This is a genomic window from Betaproteobacteria bacterium (assembly GCA_016713305.1).
Taxonomy (GTDB): Bacteria; Pseudomonadota; Gammaproteobacteria; order Burkholderiales.
Genome location: JADJPK010000004.1, coordinates 836241 through 857560, shown reverse-complemented (window position 1 = coordinate 857560; position 21320 = coordinate 836241). Strand labels below are relative to the sequence as shown.

Annotated in this window: 19 protein-coding genes; 3 read left to right on the top strand and 16 right to left on the bottom strand. The window is 66.3% G+C overall.

The genetic code is table 11. The annotated features are described in order from the left end of the window. Positions 1-3: 3 nt before the first annotated feature. On the bottom strand, positions 4-2916 hold the full coding sequence (locus IPK20_04685; GenBank protein ID MBK8016071.1) for an FAD-binding protein: 2913 nt from the start codon (positions 2914-2916) through the stop codon (positions 4-6). 56 nt (positions 2917-2972) lie between these two features. Here IPK20_04685 and IPK20_04680 point away from each other — a divergent pair, with 56 nt between their 5' ends. Further along, on the top strand, positions 2973-4247 hold the full coding sequence (locus IPK20_04680; GenBank protein ID MBK8016070.1) for an aminotransferase class V-fold PLP-dependent enzyme: 1275 nt from the start codon (positions 2973-2975) through the stop codon (positions 4245-4247). Then, complete coding sequence (locus tag IPK20_04675) at positions 4244-4849, top strand: tetratricopeptide repeat protein (GenBank protein MBK8016069.1); 606 nt, start codon at positions 4244-4246, stop codon at positions 4847-4849. The genes IPK20_04680 and IPK20_04675 overlap by 4 nt, the downstream gene beginning before the upstream one ends. Positions 4850-4862: 13 nt before the next feature. Here the strand turns inward: IPK20_04675 and IPK20_04670 are convergent, their stop codons facing one another. Then, on the bottom strand, positions 4863-5723 hold the full coding sequence (locus IPK20_04670) for a neutral zinc metallopeptidase (protein ID MBK8016068.1): 861 nt from the start codon (positions 5721-5723) through the stop codon (positions 4863-4865). After that, positions 5695-6714, bottom strand: a complete 1020-nt coding sequence (locus IPK20_04665; GenBank protein MBK8016067.1) for a hypothetical protein — start codon at positions 6712-6714, stop codon at positions 5695-5697. Before IPK20_04665 ends, IPK20_04670 begins: the two co-directional genes overlap by 29 nt. A 55-nt stretch (positions 6715-6769) precedes the next feature. Here IPK20_04665 and IPK20_04660 point away from each other — a divergent pair, with 55 nt between their 5' ends. Continuing rightward, positions 6770-7786: a dihydrodipicolinate synthase family protein gene (locus IPK20_04660; GenBank protein ID MBK8016066.1), complete on the top strand. Its 1017-nt coding sequence runs from the start codon at positions 6770-6772 to the stop codon at positions 7784-7786. 9 nt (positions 7787-7795) lie between these two features. On the opposite strand, the gene IPK20_04655 is transcribed toward IPK20_04660, so the two are convergent. From IPK20_04655 to atpG, 13 genes are all read right to left on the bottom strand, one after another. Next, a complete protein-coding gene (locus IPK20_04655) occupies positions 7796-9316 on the bottom strand; it encodes a malonyl-CoA synthase (GenBank protein MBK8016065.1) in 1521 nt (506 codons plus the stop codon). 26 nt (positions 9317-9342) lie between these two features. Continuing rightward, a complete protein-coding gene (locus IPK20_04650; GenBank protein ID MBK8016064.1) occupies positions 9343-10647 on the bottom strand; it encodes a hypothetical protein in 1305 nt (434 codons plus the stop codon). A 17-nt stretch (positions 10648-10664) separates the two neighbouring features. Then, a complete protein-coding gene (locus IPK20_04645) occupies positions 10665-11792 on the bottom strand; it encodes a M20 family metallopeptidase (protein ID MBK8016063.1) in 1128 nt (375 codons plus the stop codon). A 78-nt stretch (positions 11793-11870) separates the two neighbouring features. Then, entirely contained in the window at positions 11871-12605 is a 735-nt protein-coding gene (locus IPK20_04640) for an ABC transporter ATP-binding protein (GenBank protein ID MBK8016062.1), read from the bottom strand. Beyond that, positions 12602-13384: an ABC transporter ATP-binding protein gene (locus tag IPK20_04635; protein MBK8016061.1), complete on the bottom strand. Its 783-nt coding sequence runs from the start codon at positions 13382-13384 to the stop codon at positions 12602-12604. Before IPK20_04635 ends, IPK20_04640 begins: the two co-directional genes overlap by 4 nt. After that, positions 13381-14523: a branched-chain amino acid ABC transporter permease gene (locus IPK20_04630; GenBank protein ID MBK8016060.1), complete on the bottom strand. Its 1143-nt coding sequence runs from the start codon at positions 14521-14523 to the stop codon at positions 13381-13383. Before IPK20_04630 ends, IPK20_04635 begins: the two co-directional genes overlap by 4 nt. 6 nt (positions 14524-14529) lie before the next feature. After that, positions 14530-15435 (bottom strand): branched-chain amino acid ABC transporter permease, encoded by a 906-nt coding sequence (locus IPK20_04625; GenBank protein MBK8016059.1) that lies wholly within the window; start codon positions 15433-15435, stop codon positions 14530-14532. 25 nt (positions 15436-15460) lie between these two features. Next, positions 15461-16618, bottom strand: a complete 1158-nt coding sequence (locus tag IPK20_04620) for a branched-chain amino acid ABC transporter substrate-binding protein (protein ID MBK8016058.1) — start codon at positions 16616-16618, stop codon at positions 15461-15463. A 65-nt stretch (positions 16619-16683) separates the two neighbouring features. Beyond that, complete coding sequence (locus tag IPK20_04615; GenBank protein ID MBK8016057.1) at positions 16684-17460, bottom strand: class II glutamine amidotransferase; 777 nt, start codon at positions 17458-17460, stop codon at positions 16684-16686. Positions 17461-17770: 310 nt separating this feature from the next. Further along, positions 17771-18319: a DUF3237 domain-containing protein gene (locus IPK20_04610; GenBank protein ID MBK8016056.1), complete on the bottom strand. Its 549-nt coding sequence runs from the start codon at positions 18317-18319 to the stop codon at positions 17771-17773. Between the two features lie 172 nt (positions 18320-18491). Beyond that, positions 18492-18911: a F0F1 ATP synthase subunit epsilon gene (locus tag IPK20_04605; protein MBK8016055.1), complete on the bottom strand. Its 420-nt coding sequence runs from the start codon at positions 18909-18911 to the stop codon at positions 18492-18494. Positions 18912-18952: 41 nt separating this feature from the next. Next, a complete protein-coding gene (gene atpD / locus IPK20_04600; protein MBK8016054.1) occupies positions 18953-20362 on the bottom strand; it encodes a F0F1 ATP synthase subunit beta in 1410 nt (469 codons plus the stop codon). An 84-nt stretch (positions 20363-20446) separates the two neighbouring features. Further along, positions 20447-21310, bottom strand: a complete 864-nt coding sequence (gene atpG, locus IPK20_04595; GenBank protein ID MBK8016053.1) for a F0F1 ATP synthase subunit gamma — start codon at positions 21308-21310, stop codon at positions 20447-20449. Positions 21311-21320: the final 10 nt, after the last annotated feature.

Below are 21320 nucleotides of genomic sequence, written 5' to 3'. Positions count from 1 at the left end.
CGGTCAGCCTGGCAACGCGAGCTCCAGCACCCGCGCGACGTGCCAGGCCTGTCTGCCGGCGCCATCGGCGATCTGATGACGGCAGCTCGTGCCGTCTGCGACGACGAGGCAGTTCGCGTCGGCCTTGCGCACCGCCGGGAGCAGCGCGGCCTCCCCCATCGCTCGCGACACTGCCTCGTGCTCCGATTCGTAGCCGAAGCTTCCCGCCATGCCGCAGCAGCTCGATTCCACGACGGACACCTGCAGTTCCGGCACCCACGACAGCACCCGTCTTACGGCGTCGAAAGCGCCGAACGCCTTCTGGTGACAGTGACCATGCACCAGGGCCGCCCGCGGCACGGGCGTCCAGGCTGCAGCGATCCGGTCCGCTTCGTGTTCGCGCACCAGGAACTCTTCGAACGTGGTGGCCAGCAGGGCGAGCCTGCCTGCCTCCGCGCCAAGACCCAGCACCGTGTATTCGTCGACGAGGGTGAACAGGCACGAAGGCTCGAGACCCACGACGGGCAGGCCGCGGTCGAGTGCCGGACGCAATGCCTCGAGCAGCCGGACCGCTTCCGCCTTTGCCTGGTCCACGAACCCGGTCGTGAGGTAGGTCCGTCCGCAACACAGCGGCCTTTCGCCTTGCGGGGCGGCGGCCACCTCGACCGCGTAACCCAGTGCACGCAGTACGCGCAGAGCCGCACGAAGATTCTCCGGCTCGAAATACCGGTTGAAGGTGTCCGCGAACAGGACGACCGCCCGCTCAGGACTCTGGCCGGCACCGGCGGCCTCCTGGTCCCTGAACACGTCCGGACGCCAGCGCGGCAGCGGGCGGCGTGCCGAGAGCCCGACCGCTTTCTCCAGGAGCAGCGCTGCGCCGGGAAGCCAGCGCTGGGCGTTGGCCAGCAGCGGGAAACGCGCCGCCATGGGCGCGTAGCGGGGCAGGTGCGCGACGAGGCCGTCCCGCAGATCGGGTGGCGTGGCGCGGTTGCGCTGGTGGCGCCATTCGATCTTGAGTCTTGCCATGTCCACGCCCGTCGGACATTCGCGCTTGCACCCCTTGCAGCCCACGCACAGCGACATCGCCTCCGCCAGCGCGTGCGCGGTCTGGGCGTCGTCACCGAGCTGCCCCGACAGGGCGAGACGAAGGGTGTTGGCACGGCCGCGGGTCAGGTGCTGCTCGTCACGCGTCACCCGGTAGGACGGGCACATGGTCCCCGCATCGAACTTGCGGCAGTGGCCGTTGTTGTTGCACATCTCCACCGCTCCCCCCAGACCGCCCCACTCCGACCAGTCCAGCGCGGTCTCCCCGGAAAGGAACCGGTAACCCGGCTTGAAGCGGAACATCGAGCGGTCGTCCATCCTGGGCGGACGCACGATCTTGCTGGGATTGAACAGTCCGCCGGGATCGAAGAGATCCTTGATCTCGCCGAGGGCGGCGGCGAGCCGCGAACCGAGGATCGGCTCGATCCACTCGGAGCGGACGAGCCCGTCGCCGTGTTCGCCGGAGTAGGCTCCCTTGAAGCGGCGCACCAGCGCACAGGCCTCCTCCGCGATGGCCCGCATCTTCTCTGCGCCATCGGTCTTCATGTTCAGCACGGGGCGCACGTGCAATGTCCCCACCGAAGCATGCGCATACCAGGTGCCGCGTGTGCCGTGCCGCGCGAAGATCTCGTCGATGCTGCGGGTGTACTCGGCCAGGTGCTCGAGCGGAACGGCGCAGTCCTCGATGAAGGAGACCGGTTTGCCGTCGCCCTTCATCGACATCATGATGTTGAGGCCGGCCTTGCGCACTTCCCAGATGGCTCGCTGCTGCGCCGCGTCCGTCACCTTCACGACGGCCTCGGGCACGCCCAGATCCGCCAGCAGCTCTTCGAGACGATCGAGCTTCGCACGTGGAGCGGCGCCGTCTTCGCCCGCGAACTCCACGAGCAGGATCGCGTCGGGCTGGCCCAGGAAGAACCGCTCCACCACAGGCCTGAATTCGGCGTGCTCGCGCGCGAGGCCGATCATCGTCCGGTCCACCAGCTCCACCGCTTCGGGATCGAGCTTCACGATCTCCTGCGTGAGCGCCATGGCCTGGTGGAACGACGGGAAGTGCGCGACGCCGAGGACCTTGTGGGCAGGAATGGGCGCGAGTTTCAGTTCCAGACGGCGGAACCAGGCGAGCGTACCCTCCGAGCCGACCAGCAGATGCGCGAGGTTGTGCGGCAGGTGCGGCTGCACCATGTCGAGGTTGTAGCCCTGCACGCGGCGGAGCACCTTGGGCCAGCGCGCCTCGATCTCGGCCGCCTCCCTGCGCGCGATGGAATGGATGCCCTCCACGATCTCGCGAAAGCGCGCGGGCCCTGCCTCCGCCTCGTCACCCGGACCGAAGCGGCAGGCGGTGCCGTCCGCCAGCCAGGCCTCGATGCCGAGGACGTTGTGCACCATGTTGCCGTAGCGGATGGAGCGGGCACCGCACGAGTTGTTGCCGGCCATGCCGCCGAGCGTGGCCTGGGCGGACGTCGACACGTCCACCGGATACCACAGCTTGTGGCTGCGCAGCTGCGCGTTCAGGTGATCGAGAACGAGACCGGGTTCGACGCACGCCGTGCGTGCCACAGGGTCGACCTCGATCAGCCGGTTGAGATGCTTGGAGGTGTCGATGACCAGCGCCGCGCCCACGGTCTGTCCGCACTGCGACGTGCCGCCGCCTCGCGGCAGGACGGGCACGCCCGCCTCCCGCGCGATCTCCAGCGCCGCGAGCACGTCTGTCTCCGTCCTGGGCACCACGACGCCCAGGGGTTCGATCTGGTAGATCGAGGCGTCGGTGGAGTAGCGGCCGCGGCTGCCCGCATCGAACAGCACGTCGCCTTCGATGGCGCGGCGCAGCCGCGCGGCCAGCGCGCTGTCGCCGGGAAGGACGGTGCGGACGAGCGGATGCGGTGCATTCATGGGGATTCGGATGATACTCTGCGACCGATCCTTCCAAGCACTTCCAGGAGCGCGCCATGACACACCGCGCCGGCCGTCACTTCCTGCAGATTCCCGGCCCCACCAACGTTCCGGACCGCGTGCTGCGTGCCATCGACCGGCCCACGATCGATCACCGCGGTCCCGACTTCAACCGTCTCGCGCGCGAGGTGCTCGACGGTCTCAAGCCCATCTTCGGCACGCGCGGTCCGGTCGTCATCTATCCCGCTTCCGGGACCGGGGCCTGGGAAGCCGCGCTGGTCAACACGCTGTCGCCCGGCGACCGCGTGCTGATGGCGGAGACCGGACAGTTCGCGTCGCTCTGGCGCAATCTCGCCGGCCGTCTGGGTCTCGTCGTGGAATTCTTGCCAGGGGACTGGCGCCACGGCGCCGACCCGCGGCAGATCGAGGCACGACTGGCCGACGACCGCGAGCGGGACATCAAGGCCGTGTGCGTCGTTCACAACGAGACGTCCACCGGCGTGACGTCGCGCATCCCCGAGATTCGCGGCGCGATCGATGCGGCGGGGCATCCCGCGCTCTTCATGGTGGACACGATCTCCTCGCTCGGTTCGATCGACTACCGGCAGGACGAATGGGGTGTCGACGTGACGGTCGCCGGTTCGCAGAAGGGGCTCATGCTGCCGCCGGGCCTGTCGTTCAACGGCATCAGCCAGAAGGCGCTGGCGGCATCGCGCTCTTCAGGTATGCCGCGCTCGTACTGGTCGTGGGAGGAGATGCTCGCCTCCAACCGCAGCGGCTGGTTCCCGTACACCCCCGCGACCAATCTTCTCTACGGCTTGCGCGAGGCGATCGTCATGCTGATGGAAGAAGGTCTCGAGAACGTGTTTGCGCGTCACGACCGCCACGCCGAGGCAACCCGGCGCGCCGTGCGGGCGTGGGGACTGGAGGTGCTCTGCGCCGACCCTGCCGAATACAGCAGCGCACTGACGGCCGTGGTGCTTCCGCAGGGACATGACGCGGATCGCATCCGTGCGCTGATCCTCGAACACTTCGATCTTTCGCTCGGCACGGGACTGGGCAAGCTGGCCGGGTCGGTGTTCCGCATCGGCCACCTGGGCGATTTCAACGATCTCACGCTGGCAGGCACGCTGGCGGGTGTGGAAATGGGCCTGGATCTGTCCGGCGTACCCATCACGAAGGAAGGCGTGCGCGCAGCGCTGGAGTTTCTTGCGGCGGCCAGGCGTCCCTCCGCGCTTCCCCGGGTTGCAGCGTTACCATGGGGGCGGGCAGCGCGTTGCGTCTCTGTGCAGCCATCGCGCTTGCACTCACGTTTCAACTCGCTCCGGTGATGGGTGCGGATGTCGGCGCGGGGACGGTCTCCCGGACCGAGGCCCTGGAAGGCCTGCGTGCCCCTGATGTGGAAGTTCGCCGCAAGTCCTCCCTGGGTCTGGGCAGCTCCGGCGAAATGGACGACGTCCCCGCCCTGATCGAGTCACTGCGGGATGACGACGAACTCGTTCGCGCCATCGCGCAGCGGTCCATCTGGGCGATCTGGAGCCGGTCGGGCGATGCCCAGACCGATCTTCTGTTCGAACAGGGCGCGGAGGAGATGGCCAACGGCAATCTCAAGGCGGCTGTCGCCACGTTCACCCGGATCATCGAGCGCGCCCCGGCCTTCGCAGAAGGCTGGAACAAGCGGGCGACCGCGCTGTTCCTGCTCGGCGAACTGGATGCGTCGGCCCGGGACTGCGACGAGGTCCTCGCGCTCAATCCGCTGCATTTCGGCGCTCTTTCGGGCTACGGTTTGATCGAGACCCGGCGCGGCAGGCTCGAGAGCGCGCTTGCCTACTTTCAACGCGCGCTGGCACTGAATCCCAATCTGGTGGGCGTATCCGACAACGTGGACTCCGTCCGGCGGGCGCTGGCCAAGCGCCGGATGCAGGACACCTGAGGCGCCCGCCTCTCTATTGGGCGGAACGCGAGAACGTGTCGCACGCCTTGAGCGTTCCATCCTCCAGCCCTTTGCGGAACCAGCGCACGCGCTGCTCCGAACTGCCGTGCGTGAAGCTCTCCGGCACCACGTAGCCCTGTGAACGGCGCTGCAGCCGGTCGTCGCCGATCGCCGCCGCCGCGTTCAGGCCTTCCTCGATATCGCCCGACTCCAGAATCTGCCGCGAGCGGTCGGCATGGTGCGCCCAGATGCCGGCAAAGCAGTCCGCCTGAAGTTCCATGCGCACCGAAAGCTGATTGGCGCGCGTTTCATCGGCGCGTGCCCGCGCCGCCTGCACCTTCTCCGCGATACCCAGGAGATTCTGGACGTGGTGCCCGACCTCGTGGGCTATCACGTAGGCCTGGGCGAAATCGCCCGGAGCGCCGAGCTTCTGGCTCATGTCCCGGTAGAACGAGAGATCGATGTACACGCGCCGGTCGCCGGGGCAATAGAACGGACCCATCGCAGCCTTGGCGCTGCCGCATGCGGATTGGACGGCGCCGGTGAAGAGCACCAGCCGCGGCGCCTCGTAACGGGCGTTGCCCCCGGCGAAGATTCCGGTCCAGGTGTCTTCGGTGTCCGCCAGCACCACCGACACGAAATCCTTGAGTCTCTCCTCGGCGGGATCGGTCCGTACGGGTCCCCGCGCGGTCTCCGAGGGCGGAGGTGCCATCCGGCTCGCGCCTTCGAGCACGATGCGCGGGTCTATCCCGAGGAACATCGCGATCACTGCGACCACGACGACGCCGATGCCGCCGCCGATCGCGCCCCTGCCCAGCGGCAGGCCGCGCCGGTCCTCGACATTGTCACTTCGCCTTCCGCCTTCCCACCGCATGGGTGATCTCCCTGTTCGCCATCCTGGCGCCTGTTTCGTCGCGCGGCTTGCCCGCTTTCCCGCCCTGACCGGCGCCCGAGGCAATCAGCAGACCGTAGTCCGGTTCCGGTTCGTTGGAGACCGCCTCGATGGAATACCTCCGCAGCAGGCGCCGTTCGGCGGCGGTCCAGCCAGGATGGGCATCCAGGGACGCGACGGGATGATTCTGGATCAGTCCCGCCTGCGCCGCCTGCGCCAGTGTCCGCGACGTCTCGATCATCAGCAGGCGCGCGGCATACGGCGCGGCGTGATGCTGCGGATTGTTCTCCGGCAGCACCCCCAGGTGAATGCCCTGGAATGCCGCGAAGGAAGCGGCATCGCACTGCCGCAGGATCGACAGGACGACCAGGTTGGCGCGCACGCTTGTGGCTTCCTCCACGGCAAAGCTCGTGCGGTACTCGGTGAGCCCGATCACGTAGTAGACGTCATCGAGATCGTCGTGGTGGAGGATCGTTCCTTCCAGCACGGCACGCTGGCTCGCGGCGCCGAGGCTGCCCGCGCGGGTTTCGCGGTAACGCAGCATCAGCTCGTCCGCGGTCATCTCCACGAACGACACGTTCACCTGGTGCGGCACGAGATAGCTCCTGCGCAGGCAGAACATGGACCTGGGCAGGGCGCGCCGGAATCTCTCGGGGGCGCGGGTCACTCGCGACAAGGCGCCGATCGCCCTCTGCAGTCCCGATGGAGCGTCCGGTTGCGCTTCTACGAAGCCGGCGCCTTCCAGCACGGTCAGCAGCCGGCTCAACTTGGATGCGCTCAGCTGCTCGAGCGTTTCCTCCCGGGCAGCCCGATAGAAGTCGTCCTTGGTGAGCCCTTCGCGCGAGGCCGGGATCTCCACGGCGAGCAGCAGCCGGGACAGCCTTCCGTCGTGGCGCTCGCGTCCGCGGTGCAATGCCTCGAACACGCTGCGCCGCAGATGACGGGTGCGTTCGGACTGGTCCGGGGATCCCATGGAGCCGCCTTTCTTTCGCAAGGATTCGCATGGTACTGCGAAATCTTGCGAAAGAATGCGGACGAGCGCGCAACCCCTGCGACCACGGCTGCGTCCGGCAGGTCAAGCATGGCGGGCGTCTGACCGCGCTGCAGCACAGGAGCCCCTCGTCACCACCCCATTCTCGATCATCGCAGCTGCCTTCACGCCCTTCCATGCGGACGGAACTCTCGATGCCGGAACCATCGCGAGGCAGGCGGCTGCGCTCGCCGCCGATGGGGTGGACGGCGCCTTCGTCTGCGGCACCACGGGCGAGGGTGCAGCGCTCACGTCGGAAGAGCGCGGGAGGGTGGCCGAGGAGTGGGTGGCGGCGAGCGCGCCCGGGTTCAGGGTGATCGTGCATGTGGGTCATGCGTCTGCTCACGAGGCGCAGGCCCTGGCCCGGCATGCTCAGGATGTCGGCGCGCATGCCGTCGCATCCGTCGCACCGTACTTTCTGAAGCCGCGCAATGCCCAGGAAGTGGTGGATGCGCTTGCGGTGATCGCCGCGGGCGCCCCGAGGCTGCCCTTCTACTACTACCATGTCCCTGCAGTCACGGGCATCGCTGTGCCGGCGGCGGCGGTGATCGCGGAGGCGCGCATGCGCATTCCCAATTTCCGCGGCATCAAGTTCACGGACGGGGATCTCAACGATCTGGGTGCCGTCATCGAAGCGTGCGGCAGCGAACTGGAGGTGTTCTACGGCCGCGACGACTTTCTCTTGCCCGCATTGAGCCTGGGCGTCCGGCAGGCAGTCGGCATGACCTACAACTACACGGGGCCGCTCGTGCGCCGGCTCGTGGCCGCGTTCGATCGCGGCGATCTCCCCTCGGCCCGCGCGGCACAGGCGCCCATTCGCAAGCTGATCGCGGCCAGCCTGCCCCACGGGATCATCAACGCGTTGAAGGCCGTGGCTCCGCACATCGGTGTCGACTGCGGCACGGTTCGGCCGCCGCTCACCCTGCTGACGGCAGCGCAGACGCAGGAGATTCTCGACAGGACCGGTCTGCGGGAGGCGATCGTCTCTCCCTCGATCCAGCGCCGCGCCGCCTGATCGTCCGCGTCACGCCTTGCCGGTGACGGCTTCGGCGAACCGGTCACGCAGCACGTTCTTCTGGACCTTGCCCATGGCATTGCGGGGGAGTTCCGGAAGGACGTGGATGCGCTTGGGAACCTTGTAGTTCGCCAGACGCATACGCAGCAGGGCAATCGCCTCCTGTTCCACGAACGCCGCACCCGGCGCGAGGATCACGACGGCGGTCACGGCCTCGCCGAAGTCGGGATGGGGCACGCCGATGACGGCCGATTCCACCACTCCGGCCAGCCCGTCGAGTTCGATCTCGATCTCCTTCGGATACACGTTGTATCCGCCGCTGATGATGAGGTCCTTCGCGCGTCCCACGATCGACAGATAGCCGTCTGCGTCCCACACGCCGACGTCGCCGGTGCGGAACCATCCATCCATGGTGAATTCTTCGCGGGTCTTCTCCGGCATGCGCCAGTACCCCTTGAAGACGCTTTCCCCGCGAATCTGGACACTGCCGTTCTCGCCCGCGGGCAGCAACCGGTCGCCCTCGCCGGCGACCCGCACTTCCATGCCGGCCAACGGCCGGCCGACGGTCCCGCCCTTGCGATCACCCAGGAGCGGATTGCTCGTGATGACGCCTGCCTCGCTCATGCCGTAGCGTTCGAGAATGCGCTGTCCCGTACGCGCTTCGAATTCGCGGAACGTCTCCATGAGCAGGGGCGCGGAACCCGACACGAACAGGCGGACGTTGCGCGCAAGTTCGCGCGTGAAGGAGGCCTCCGCCAGCAGGCGGGTGTAGTACGTCGGCACTCCCATCATCACTGTCGCCCCGGGCAGCGCCCGCAGTGCGGCGGCGGCATCGAATTTCCGATGAAACAGCATCCGTGCGCCGCTCAGCAGAACGCAGTGCGTCGAGATGAACAGTCCGTGAACGTGGAAGAGCGGAAGCTGGTGCAGGAGCACATCGGCGGACCGGAAGTCCCAGGCACCGGCCAGGGCTTCGCCGTTCGCCCGCAGGTTGCCGTGCGTGAGCATCGCTCCCTTGGAACGTCCGGTGGTGCCGGAGGTGTAGATGATGATGGCCAGATCGTCCGCGCCGACGCAGTGCACGGGCGCTTCGTCGATCGTATGCGTCACGCGATCCCGGAAAGTGCCTCCGCCGGAACCATCCAGCGTGAGCACGGCGGACACGTGGGCTGCCCGGGCGCGCGGCTCGAGCGCCTCCAGGCTCTCCGGTCTGCAGACGAACACCGCCGGCTCGGCATCGCCCAGGAAATACGCGATCTCGGGCGGCTGATAGGCGGTATTGAGGGGCAGGTAGACGAATCCGCCGCGCAGGCAGGCGAGGTAGAGCGCCAGCGCATCGGGGGACTTCTCCACCTGAGCGGCGATTCGATCGCCGGGCCGTGCACCTTGCGCTGCCAGCACGGCCGCCATGCGTCCGGCCCGCTGGGCGATATCGCCGTAGGTGACGATCTCGCCCTCCTCGGTTTCGAGCAGCGGTGCGGAAGGAGCGGGGAACCGCTGGGCGAACAGGGCGTAGAGGTTGTGGTTCATCGGGACAAGAAGAGGTTGGCGGCGGTTCAGCCGGGCAGGCTGGGCGCGGGCCACTCCCCGAATCCGGGCGAGCGGGTCCAGCGATCGATCACCCGCGCCTCGAGCAAGGCAGAAAGCGTGGGCTTCTGTTCCTGCTGTGTACCGACGACGCGGTCGACCGCATGCGCGGGCAGCGTCTGCAGGCGAATGCCAGGCCAGGCGGTGATGGTGGTTGCCGCCGCGGCCAGCGCCACGTAGATGGCGCCCCCCGCCTCGCCGATCAGCCAGAGTTCGACGGTGCGGCCGTTATGCGTCAGCGCGTGAGCTGCTTCGGCGACGCGCGTCACGAACTCGCTGAGCAGGATCTGTTCGTTGGCCTGGTCACCTGCCTGGCCGGGGCAATCGAGCAGCAGGGTCACCGGCACGCTCGCCGGTTCGTTGCGATAGGCGCGCAGGATGTCGATCATGCGCCAGCACGAGAACGCGCCCACGGCGCGTCCGCCCACGAATCCGGCGAAGCAGGTCTCCCGCCCGTCCACCCAGCCGTCACCCCACACGACGCCATCGCCGTAGACCGCGCTCCAGCCCTGAGTGAACAGGTGATCCAGACGCGCCTCGATCTCCTGCGGCGGAGCGAGCGTGGACAATGTGGTGGGGTCGCCCCGGTACATGCGAAGCCGGCGCGTGAGAGCCGTCATCGCGGGCAAGGCCGGCGCTCGCGCGGCAGTGCGCTCTCCCAGCCACGCCTTGACGACGGCAGAGACGGCGTGGGCATCGTCGCTCACCAGCACCGCTTCTTCGTCGTGGCGCGCGCGGCTTTCCGGCCCGTAGACCGCCTGGAGCGCATGCTCGCTTTCCGGCCCGCGATCCGGCACTGCGACGGCGCGCGGGCCCGAGAGCCCGATGCGGCAGCCCCGGGGATAGATCCTGGTGTCGGCGGTGAAGGCGAGCAGGCTCGCACCACCGAAGCAGTTGCGGCCGATCACGGCGACGATGGGCACCCCGAGAGCCCGGGCCTGCAGCAGTTGCCGTTGCAGCACGCGGAACGCGCCGAGCACTCGCACGCCCTCGGTGAGCTTCGCCCCGGCCGAATCGATGAGGAGAGCGATCGGCAACCGGTGGTCGACCGCGTGTGTTATCGCGTGGCAGATCCGCTCGGCATCGCTGCGGCCGATCGCGCCGGAGGCTCTGGAGGGATCGGTTCCGATGACGACCAGAGGCCGGCCCGCGAGCGTCGCGCGCACGACCCGCGCCCCTTCGTCGGTCGCGGAAAGGCCGGGAATCTCGGCTGCCGAGTCGACCAGCGCGGCGAGCCGGTCCTGCAACGGGCTGGCCAGATAGGGCTGCGCCATCGGATCGTCCGCAAGCCCTATCGGCAGCACCAGTCCTGCATGATCTCGACGAAGGCCCGGGTTGCCGTCCGGACGCGTTCCTCCACGCAGTATTCGTCGGTCTGATGCGCCATCTGCGGCTCGCCCGGCCCGAGGATGAGCGTGGGCGGGTTGCCGTAGGCCGGCTTGAGCGCGGCTGCGTCCGTGAAGTGGGTGGCCGTGCGCCCCTCGGGTCGCACGCCCAGGTACGGCTGCATGATGTCGAAGACGCGCTGGACCCAGGCATCGTCCGGATCGGTGTAGACGGATTCCACGTCGAGCAGGGTGTGCAGATCCACGTCGGGACCGAGCACTCGCGACAGATCATTGCGGATGTGCGAGTGCTCCTGTGTCGGAACCGTCCGCATGTCGATGCCGATGACGGCCTGGTCGGGAACGGAATTGATGTTGAGCCCGCCGCTGAAGGTGCCCACGTTGAGCGTGCCCTGGCCCATCAGCTCGTGAGCCGGCGTGTCGAAGTGGTAGTGCTCCAGACAGCTCACGGCCTTCGCCGCCTTGTACACGGCGTTCACGCCTTTGTCCGGCATCGAACCGTGCGCCGTGACGCCTTGCGTGCGCGCCTGCAGCCAGAAGGCGCCCTTGTGTCCGACGTAAGGGAAGTTGCCGGTCGGTTCGGCGACCACGATGGCGCCCGCGCGGCCCAGCGCACCGGGCGTCCGCACGAGGTCGAACGCGCCCTGGCAGCCGGTTTCCTCTCCGGCCGTGATCACGATGGAGACGCCGGCGGTGCGATCGAGGTGGGCAGCGAGTTCGACGGCAGCGCACACGAATGCGGCCACACCCGCTTTCATGTCGCTGGAGCCGCGGCCATACATGCGGCCGTCGTCGGTCTCACCCGCGAAGGGATCGTGCGACCACGCCTTGGCACCGAGCGGCACGATGTCGATGTGCCCGGTGAAACAGATCGGTGGCTTGTCGGCCTGGCCGCCGATGGTGGCCACCAGGTTGGCGCGTCCGGAACCGAATCCGTGGTACTTCACGCGGAAGCCCGCCGCTTCCAGCAAGGCGCCGATGTGTCTTGCGCAGGGCTCCTCGGCACCGGGCGGATTGATCGTGTTGAATCGGAGGAGCTCCTGCGTGAGACGGAGCGCGTCGCTGGCTGCCATGGATGTTCCTGGTCCTTCGTGACTCTGTGGGGAGTATACCGGTGCAGCCTCGCCGAACCGACCGGCGGCACCGCGTTCTCAGTGCGCGGCTCCGGCTTCTCCGAAGTAAGCCGCCACGAGTTCGGGATGAGCCTTCAACTCCGCTGCGGTCCCCTCGGCGACTACCCTGCCTCCGGAGAGCAGATAGCCGCGATGGGCCACGTCCAGCGTCTGGTGGACGTTCTGTTCCACGAGCAGCACCGACACACCGGTCTCGTTGATCCGCCGGATGACCTGGAAGTTCTCCTTCACGAACCTGGGCGAGAGACCGAGCGAGGGCTCGTCGATGATGATCAGCCCCGGAGACCCCATCAGTCCCCGGCCGATGGACAGCATTGCCTGCTCGCCGCCCGACAGCGTTCCAGCGAGCTGACCACGCCGTTCGCGCAACCGCGGAAAGACGCCATACACCGAGTCGTAGCGCTCGGCGATGATGGAGGCGTCGCGCACCAGGTACGCGCCCGTCCGCAGGTTCTCCTCGACGGTCAGCTTGGGAAACACGCGCCGGCCTTCGGGGATCACGCCGATGCCCCGGGTGACCACGAGATGGGTCGCCATGCCCGTCACGTCTTCGCCGCCCAGCAGGATGCTGCCCTGACGCGGAGGCGTCAGCCCGAGAACGGCCCGGACCAGAGTCGACTTGCCGGAGCCGTTCGCGCCGAGAAGGCAGGTGATTTCGCCGGCCTTCGCCACGAGCGACACGTCCCGCAGGACATCCACCCGGTCGTACGCGACGTGGAGGGAGCGCGCTTCCAGTTGCAGGGCCCGGGTCATTCGTCGATGCCCAGGTAAGCACGCCGGACCTCCGGATCCGAGGACACCTGCGCGTAGGTGCCCTCGCAGAGCTTGCGGCCGTAATCGAGGACCACGCAGCGGTTCGTGACGCTCTCGATCACGTTCATGTCGTGCTCGATGAGCACGACAGCGAGTTCCGGGCGTTGCGCCTTCACGCTCTGAAGGTCCTGCATGAGTTCGTGCGTCTCGTCGGGGGTCATGCCGGCAGACGGTTCATCCAGCAGCAGCAGTTTCGGTTGCCCGATCAGCGCCCGGCACACCTCCACGCGCCTGCGGTCGATCATGGTGAGATTGCCGGCCGGCTCGAACAGCCGCGCGGGCAACGCCGGGCTGAACTGCCGCAGCAGTTCGCGGGCAGACGCCGCGTGCCGCTCGATTTCGAGACGCAGACGCGAGCGAGCCAGCAGGTTGGTCCAGACGCCGTGATCGAGAGAAAGATGCAGTCCCAGCACGAGATTGTCGAAGACCGACAGCTCCAGTAGAAGACGCAGGCGCTGGAACGTTCGCGCAATGCCGCGACGGGCGATCTGGCGTGGCGCCAGCGCGGTGACGTCGGATCCGTCGAAGTCGACCGTTCCTCCGGCCGGCAGGACAAAACCGGTGACGGCGTTGAAGAACGTCGTCTTGCCCGAACCGTTGGGTCCGATCAGGCCGACCACTTCGCCGTGGTGGATCGTCAGATCAAGGCCGTCGAGCGCCCGCACGCCGCCGAACCGGACCGATAGTCCCTGTGCTCGCAGCAACGGGCCGGCACTCACTGCGACTCGCCGAAGTACCGCCGTGCACGCCGGGGGACGAGCCCCCCGGGTCGCACCAGCAGGATGAGGATGACCAGCGCCGCGAAGAGGAGGAAGCGGTACTCCTGGATCATCTGGAGCTTTTCGGGCAGCACGACCACGATGACGGCGGCGGGAATCAGACCCAGCGGATTGCCGATTCCGCCGAGAATCACGATGGACACGAGAATCAGCGAGTCGCCGAATGTGAAGCTTGCCGGCGCGATGAACGACGACAGCGTCGCGTACAGTGCTCCTGCCGTTCCCGCAAGAAAGTTGCCGATGGAGAACGCGGCGATCTTCCACGCGGCAGCATTGAGCCCGAAGGCGCTGGAGGCCGTCTCGTCCAGCCGCACGGCATCGAGTGCCAGACCCAGCCAGGATCGCTCGAGCCTGCGCACCGCGGCGTAAGCCAGAAGAAGCACGCCGAGACACAGCACCGCATAGTTCACGTAGAACGACCACTCGGTCTCGTCGTCGATCTCGATCGCCGAATTGAAGTCCCATCCGAACAGGACGAACCCGGGAACCTTCATGCCCTGCGGGCCGCCGAGCCCGTCGTTCACTTCGAGGAAGGTGCGGAACAGGATGCCGAAGGCGATGGTGATCAGCGCGGCATAGTGACCCCGCGTTCGAAGCAGCGGCAGGAGAAGCGCCGAACCTACAAGGGCGCTTGCGAGCCCGGCGATCGGAACGATCAGCAGGTGCGGGAGGGCCGTTCCCGTCATGAGGACCGCCGCGGCATAGCCTCCGGTACCCAGGAAGGCAGCCGCCGCGAAGTTGACCACGCCCGCGAAACCGAACTGCACGGTGAGGCCGAGACCGGCCAGCACGTACAACATCACGGTGCAGAGCATCAGGAGCTCGAAGTTGTGCTCGCGCAGGACGAACACCACTGCGAAGGCGGTCAGTCCGGAGAGAACGGCGAGGGTGCGCGGATGGGCGGCGATGCTTTCATGTACCCGGTCACCCCAGCGGAGCCGGACTCCGGCGACGGCCGCGATCAGGCTGACGGCGAGAACCGCTCCCACCTCCCATTGCTTCTCGGCGAGCAGCAGACCCAACAGGGCCGCGACGCCGGCGACGAGCGCGGCCAGTCCGGGGAAGAGGTTCGCGTTCATCGAGGTTCAGACCCGCTCCGCCGATCTCTCGGCGAGCAGACCACCTGGCTTGATCGCCATCAGCACGATCACGGCACCGAAGGCGAAGACATCCTTGTAAGCGCTGGCGAACGGCAACGCCACCGCCCCGAGCGTCTGCAGCGCAGCGAAGATGAATCCGCCGAGGATCGCGCCGTAGACGTTGCCCAATCCGCCGATGACGGCCGCGGAGAATCCGATGGCACCGAGCAGGAGCCCCATGTTGAAGCTCACTTCACTGTAGTACAGACCGTTCACGACGCCGGCCAGGGCCGCGAGGCCGGATCCGAGCGCGAAGGTGGCGAGTACGGTTCTCCGGAAGGGGATGCCCATTGCTGCAGCGGTCTCGGCGTCCTGCGCCACCGCGCGGACGGCGAGCCCCAGGCGCGTCCGCTGGATGAGCAGATGCACGCCGGCGATCGCTCCTACGCCGATGACCAGCAGGATGGCGCTGTCGTGACGCAGAGTGAAATCACCGAACTCCCAGGCTCCCGCCGGGAGCAGCCGCGGAAACGGCTTGGGGTTGGAACCCTGGGGGTAGAAGAGCCTCACCGCCTCGCGGATGACGGTTCCGGCCATCAGCGTGATGAGAAGCACGTTGAGGGTGGGTGCCTTGCGCAGAGGCAGGACGAGGAATCTCGCCATCAGAGCACCGACGAGCGCCATCGCGCCTATGGCCGTGGCGAGCATCGCGGCCAATACCCAGGCGGAGGGCGCGTTGCCCATGCCCACCGCCGTGGCAAGAGCGGTGAAGGCCCCCAGCATGACGACATCGCCGTGCGAGAACTTGATGACGTCCAGCACGCCGAAGAACAGCGTGAATCCGACTGCCACCAGGGCGTAGATGACGCCCAGCATGGCGCCATTCAGGCCATGCTGGGCAATCAACGCCAGGTCCATGCGCGAGTATCCGGGAGGGTTACTTGCGCAGGAGGGAACGCTTGCCGGAGGCGAACTCGCTGTCCTCCCAGACGATCCACTTGCCGTCCTGGACGACGAACTTGGTGATGACCGGCACGGCGTTCTGCCGGTGGTCGTCGAAGGTGATGCGGCCGACGACGGAATCGTAGTCACGTGTCTTGTTGAGTTCGTTGCGAACCTTCTTCCGGTCGGGTCCCACCTTCTCGACGGCGTCCATGATGAGGTTCGCCGCAGCGAACGCGAAGGGACCATAGGCTTCCGGATCGTCGCTGTACTTCGCTTTGGTGTACTGCTCGAGGAACGTCTTGCCTCCCGGGAGCTTCTCGGCGGGCGCGCCTTCCCGAAAGGCCACCACGCCCTCCGCAAGGGGGCCGAGCCCCTCGATGAAGGCGTCCGATACGATGCCCGAGGTCCCCTGGAACACGGCCTTGACGCCCAGCTTGTCCATCTGGCTGCGGATGCGCACGCCCAGGGGAGTGATGCCGCCGAAGTAGATGACTTCGGGCTTGAGTTCCTTGATGCGCGTGAGCTCGGCGGAGAAGTCCTGCTGGTCGGCCGTCACACCGAAGGTGCCCACGATCTGGCCGCCGTTCTTCTGCAGATATTCGGAGAAGTACTTGTTGTGTCCTTTGCCGTAGTCGGTGGTGTCGTGAATGATGGCCCAGCGCTTGTACTTGAGCCCGGTCATGAAGCGCGCCGCGGTCTCGTTCTGGTTGATCATCGTGCCGTTGACGCGATGGATCTCCTTGTAGTCGTTCGCGTACGTCACGTCGGGCAGAACGGCCCCCCAGACCACCACGGGCAGGCCGAACCGGTGATACACGTCCACGGTTCCCATGGCGACGGTCGAGCAGTAGTGCGTCACGCCCGCGATCACGGAGTTGTCGGACGCCGCCTTGGTCGCGACCTGCACCCCGACGTTCGGCTTGCATTCGTCGTCCAGCACGATCAATTCGTACATGAACCGCGCCCTCGGATCGGCATTGCGCAGCTTCACGGCGAGATCCGCGGAGTTGCGTCCGCCGAGGCCGTTGGCGGCGACACCACCGGTGAGCGGTCCGATGAAGGCGAGCTTGACGGTGTCTTTCGCACTCGCCCCGGTCATTGCGAGCGCCAGGACCAGCGCGCCGATCCAAGATGTGTTCGTTGCGGACATGACGATTTCTCCCCGGGAGCGCGATTGCGTTTCGAGCCGGAGGGTATTGGGGCGGGCCTGGACTGTCAAACGGGCGGGAGGAGACGCTGCCCGTGGTGAAACACGGCCAGTTCTCCCGGCCGCAAGGCGGTCCAGTGTTCGTCGTCGGTCAACGGAACGGTGGCGATCACCGCGACCCTGTCCTCGGGCGTGGTGACCTCGCTGAAGTCCACGTAAATATCTTCGTCCACCAGATGAGCGGTCGTGAAAGGCGCTTCGCGGACGAGATACGCCAACCGGTCGGAACAGTGTGCGAAGAGCGCAACGCCGTTGGAGAGAAGGAAATTGAAAGTGCCATGCGCACGGACGGATTCTGCCCAGCGGGCCACGGCGGCGGTCAATCCGTCTCGTGCAGGCTGCGCGTCCCCGAATTGGATTCTGAGCACGTCCAGCAGGTGACAGAACGCCGTTTCGCTGTCCGTGGTACCTGCGGGCAGGAAAGCGCCGGTCAGGCGGGGAGCGAAATCCTTGAGGTTCCCGTTGTGCGCGAAGATCCAATAGCGCCCCCACAGTTCGCGCATGAACGGGTGGGTGTTCTCCAGTGCGATCGGCCCCTGCGTCGCCTTGCGGATGTGCGCCACGACATTCATCGAGCGGATGGGGTACTCGCGCACGAGTCGCGCAATCGGGGATTGCACGGCGGGCGCCGGGTCGAGGAACACACGGCACCCCTTGCCTTCGAAAAAGGCGATTCCCCAGCCATCGGCGTGCTGGTCGGTGCCGCCCCCACGCTTATGGAAGCCGGTGAAGGAGAAACACACGTCCGTGGGCGTGTTGCAGTTCATGCCGAGGAGTTGACACATGGGAAGCGGGCCGTGATCGCGCGTATGTCCGGCGCAATGATACTCAGGGGAGTGCGCTATCGAGCGATGCCGGAGAACTCGGCGTTGGACCGGGCGTTTGCTGTCGGAGGCTCGTAGTGCCAGGAGAGGAGAGAAGAGACGGCGGCGGCAAAGGATTCCCTCGCCGTGGTTCGGGATGCGCGCAAGCCGCGCGACCAGCGACCGGTGCGAGGGGTGCGAGGGGTGCGAGGGCCTTTGGGAGAACGGGCGTTCGGCTCTGGATCGGCCAGGGCACGGCGAACGTTCTTCGCCGCACCCTGCCGATCGAGACTCAGCGCAAGGCGAAGATGTCGTACTTCACGTACGAACCGGCACCGACCTTGACTTCCACGATGCGACCGGCGAACTGGACGTGGTTGACCCAGGCGTACTTTTCCGCGCTGGTTTGCATGGTGGGTGCGGTGGTGAAGTAGTGATCCTTCGAAGTCAGGGTCTCGCCTTTCATCAGCCGGTCCCAGCTTTCCTTGGTATGACTGATGACGCCGTTGTAGGAGACGTAGATCAGTGCCCCGTCGTCCGTCTTCAGCGTCAACCGGACATCCAGTCTCGCAGCGCCACCGGGCATCAGGCGAAGCCAGTCTCCTGCGGGCGCCACGATGCTCGCGTTCATTCCCGGGCCCTTGAACCATCCCCCTTCCTGAACGTTGTAGATGAACAACGTGTTATCGATGACCTGAGGCGCGTCGAGCGGCGCGTACATGGTACCGACGTACTCCGGTCTGATTTCGGTGGTCTGGGCCGCCACCAGAGGGGAGAAGGTCAGAAGTCCGGCAAGAATTGCAACGGCAGTACTCCACCAGCGAAGTCGTTCAGGGCACATGGGACTCTCCGAGGTTGTTGGACGTGGGTTGCCATGGCAATGCGCGTGGGGACCATGGACCAACAGTCTACGGGGGCGTGGGTAACGGATCCCTTACCGGAGAGCGCAGCAGAAGGTCGCAGAGACGAAAAAGGCGGCCGAAGCCGCCTTTTCGGGTACATGCCGGGACGGATCAGCGCTTGCGCAGCTTGCGGATCGCTGCGAGCTGGGCGGCCAAGGTGGCAAGTTCGGCTTCCACGGAAGCGATCTCTTCCTTGTCCTGGGCTTTGGCGCGCGCTTCTTCGGCCAGGCGGATGGCCTCGTTGGCCTTCGCCTCGTCCAGATCGTGGCCGCGGATCGCGGTGTCCGCGAGAACGGTGACGACCTTGGGCTGCACTTCCAGGATGCCACCGGCCACGAAGATCAGCTGCTCCTCGCCTCCCCCAGCCGGCACGATGCGAACCGATCCGGGCTTGATGCGGGTGATGAGGGGCGTGTGACGCGGATAGATGCCGAGTTCGCCCGCTTCGCCCGGAAGCACGACAAATTCCGCTTCCCCGGAGAAGATGGACTCCTCGGCACTGACGACGTCGACGTGAATGGTGTTGGCCATGATCCCTCAGTGACTCTGATGTCGAACGGACGTGACGGATGTCACTGCAGCGTCTTCGCCTTCTCGAAGGCCTCTTCGATCGTGCCGACCATGTAGAACGCCTGTTCGGGCAGGTGATCGCATTCGCCGTTGACGATCATCTGGAAGCCCTTGATGGTGTCCTTCAGGGACACGATCTTGCCGGGCGAGCCGGTGAACACTTCTGCCACGTTGAACGGCTGGGAGAGGAACCGCTGGATCCGGCGCGCGCGGCCCACGGCCATCTTGTCTTCGGGAGACAGTTCGTCCATGCCCAGAATCGCGATGATGTCGCGCAGTTCCTTGTAACGCTGCAGCGTCGCCTGGACTGCACGCGTGGTGTTGTAGTGCTCTTCACCGATGACGTGCGGGTCCAGCTGACGCGACGTGGAATCGAGCGGGTCGACGGCGGGATAGATGCCGAGCGCCGCGATGTCACGTGACAGCACGACCGTGGCGTCAAGGTGGAGGAAGGTCGTCGCCGGGGACGGGTCGGTCAGGTCGTCGGCCGGCACGTACACGGCCTGGATCGACGTGATGGAACCCACCTTGGTCGACGTGATGCGCTCCTGGAGTCGGCCCATCTCTTCGGCAAGCGTCGGCTGGTAGCCCACGGCGGAAGGCATCCGGCCCAACAGAGCGGACACTTCCGTTCCCGCGAGGGTGTAGCGATAGATGTTGTCGATGAACAGCAGGATGTCTCGGCCATCGTCGCGGAAACGCTCGGCCATCGTCAGACCGGTCAGCGCGACGCGCAGGCGGTTGCCGGGCGGCTCGTTCATCTGGCCGAACACCATGGCCACCTTGTCCAGAACCTTGGACTCTTCCATCTCGTGATAGAAGTCGTTGCCTTCACGCGTACGCTCGCCCACGCCGGCAAACACCGAGTAGCCCCCATAGGACTTCGCGATGTTGTTGATGAGCTCCATCATGTTGACGGTCTTGCCGACGCCGGCGCCACCGAACAGGCCGATCTTGCCGCCCTTGGCGAACGGACAGATCAGATCGATCACCTTGATGCCCGTGGGAAGCAGTTCAACCGAAGGAGAAAGCTCGTCGAACTTCGGGGCAGGCTGATGAATGGCACGGCGCTCGTCGCCCTTGATCGGCCCGGCTTCGTCGATGGGGCGGCCGAGCACGTCCATGATGCGACCTAGGGTGCCTTCGCCGACCGGCACGGAGATCCCCGCGCCTGTGGAACTGACCTTCATGCCACGGCGCAGACCGTCCGACGATCCCAGTGCGATGCAGCGGACGATTCCGTCGCCGAGCTGCTGCTGTACCTCGAAGGTCAGACCCACTTCGGCAAGACCCTTCTCGCCGGTGTTCTCCAGAACGAGAGCCTCGTACACATGGGGCATGTTCTCGCGGGGAAACTCGATGTCGGTAACCGCGCCGATACACTGGACGATGGTGCCTTGAGCTTGTGCCATGTTCATTCCTCGAAGAGCCTGTTTCCGGCCAGGGCCGGTCCGTTCGCTAGGCCTGTTGGAGCCCTGAATTCGTTGTCGATCCCGTTACACCGCGGCCGCGCCGCCGACGATCTCGGAGAGTTCCTTGGTGATCGCGGCCTGGCGGTTCTTGTTGTAAACGAGGGTAAGTTCGTCGATGAGCGTCGCTGCGTTGTCGGATGCCGCCTTCATGGCCACCATCCGTGCCGACTGCTCGGAGGCCATGTTCTCTGCCACGGCCTGGAAGATCAGCGCTTCCACGTAACGGGTGAGCACCTGATCGAGCACGTCCTTGGCTTCCGGTTCGTAGATGTAGTCCCACGTTCCTTCGGGGGTCCCCATCTTTTCGCCAGAGAGCGGGAGCAACTGTTCGAGCACCGGCTCCTGCTTCATCGTGTTGATGAAGCGCGTGTACGCGAGAATGACGCGATCGAAGCGGTCCTGGATGTAGCCGTCGAGCATGACCTTCACCGCGCCGATCAGCTTTTCCATCTGCGGACGGTCACCGAGCTGAACGACCTGCGAGGAAATGGACGCACCCAGCCGTTGCATGAAGCCGAGACCCTTGCTGCCGATGCAGCAGACTTCGATCTCTTCGCCCTCGCCCTGCCACGTCTTGTACTGAGTCAGCACCTGTCGCAACAGGTTGGTGTTCAGCGCGCCGCACAGCCCCTTGTCCGTGGTGACGACGATCAGACCCACCCGCTTGACGGTGTCCCGCTCGACGAGGAACGGGTGCTTGTATTCCGCGTTGGCATGGGAGATGTGTGCGGCGACGTTGCGGATCCGGTCCGAGTAGGGGCGGGCCGCCCGCATCCGTTCCTGGGCGCGCCGCATCTTGGAAGCAGCCACCATCTCCATGGCTTTGGTGATCTTGCGCGTGTTTTGCACGCTCTTGATCTTGACGCGTATCTCTTTGGTGCCGGGCATGGGGAAGCGC

Excerpts from the sequence above, each read along its gene's own strand:
- IPK20_04685 (MBK8016071.1), bottom strand. The coding sequence starts at position 2,916 with ATGAATGCACCGCATCCGCTCGTCCGCACCGTCCTTCCCGGCGACAGC.
- IPK20_04680 (MBK8016070.1), top strand. The coding sequence starts at position 2,973 with ATGACACACCGCGCCGGCCGTCACTTCCTGCAGATTCCCGGCCCCACC.
- IPK20_04670 (MBK8016068.1), bottom strand. The coding sequence starts at position 5,723 with ATGCGGTGGGAAGGCGGAAGGCGAAGTGACAATGTCGAGGACCGGCGC.
- IPK20_04665 (MBK8016067.1), bottom strand. The coding sequence starts at position 6,714 with ATGGGATCCCCGGACCAGTCCGAACGCACCCGTCATCTGCGGCGCAGC.
- IPK20_04660 (MBK8016066.1), top strand. The coding sequence starts at position 6,770 with ATGCGGACGAGCGCGCAACCCCTGCGACCACGGCTGCGTCCGGCAGGT.
- IPK20_04655 (MBK8016065.1), bottom strand. The coding sequence starts at position 9,316 with ATGAACCACAACCTCTACGCCCTGTTCGCCCAGCGGTTCCCCGCTCCT.
- IPK20_04650 (MBK8016064.1), bottom strand. The coding sequence starts at position 10,647 with ATGGCGCAGCCCTATCTGGCCAGCCCGTTGCAGGACCGGCTCGCCGCG.
- IPK20_04645 (MBK8016063.1), bottom strand. The coding sequence starts at position 11,792 with ATGGCAGCCAGCGACGCGCTCCGTCTCACGCAGGAGCTCCTCCGATTC.
- IPK20_04640 (MBK8016062.1), bottom strand. The coding sequence starts at position 12,605 with ATGACCCGGGCCCTGCAACTGGAAGCGCGCTCCCTCCACGTCGCGTAC.
- IPK20_04630 (MBK8016060.1), bottom strand. The coding sequence starts at position 14,523 with ATGAACGCGAACCTCTTCCCCGGACTGGCCGCGCTCGTCGCCGGCGTC.
- IPK20_04620 (MBK8016058.1), bottom strand. The coding sequence starts at position 16,618 with ATGTCCGCAACGAACACATCTTGGATCGGCGCGCTGGTCCTGGCGCTC.
- IPK20_04615 (MBK8016057.1), bottom strand. The coding sequence starts at position 17,460 with ATGTGTCAACTCCTCGGCATGAACTGCAACACGCCCACGGACGTGTGT.
- IPK20_04610 (MBK8016056.1), bottom strand. The coding sequence starts at position 18,319 with ATGTGCCCTGAACGACTTCGCTGGTGGAGTACTGCCGTTGCAATTCTT.
- IPK20_04605 (MBK8016055.1), bottom strand. The coding sequence starts at position 18,911 with ATGGCCAACACCATTCACGTCGACGTCGTCAGTGCCGAGGAGTCCATC.
- atpD (MBK8016054.1), bottom strand. The coding sequence starts at position 20,362 with ATGGCACAAGCTCAAGGCACCATCGTCCAGTGTATCGGCGCGGTTACC.
- atpG (MBK8016053.1), bottom strand. The coding sequence starts at position 21,310 with ATGCCCGGCACCAAAGAGATACGCGTCAAGATCAAGAGCGTGCAAAAC.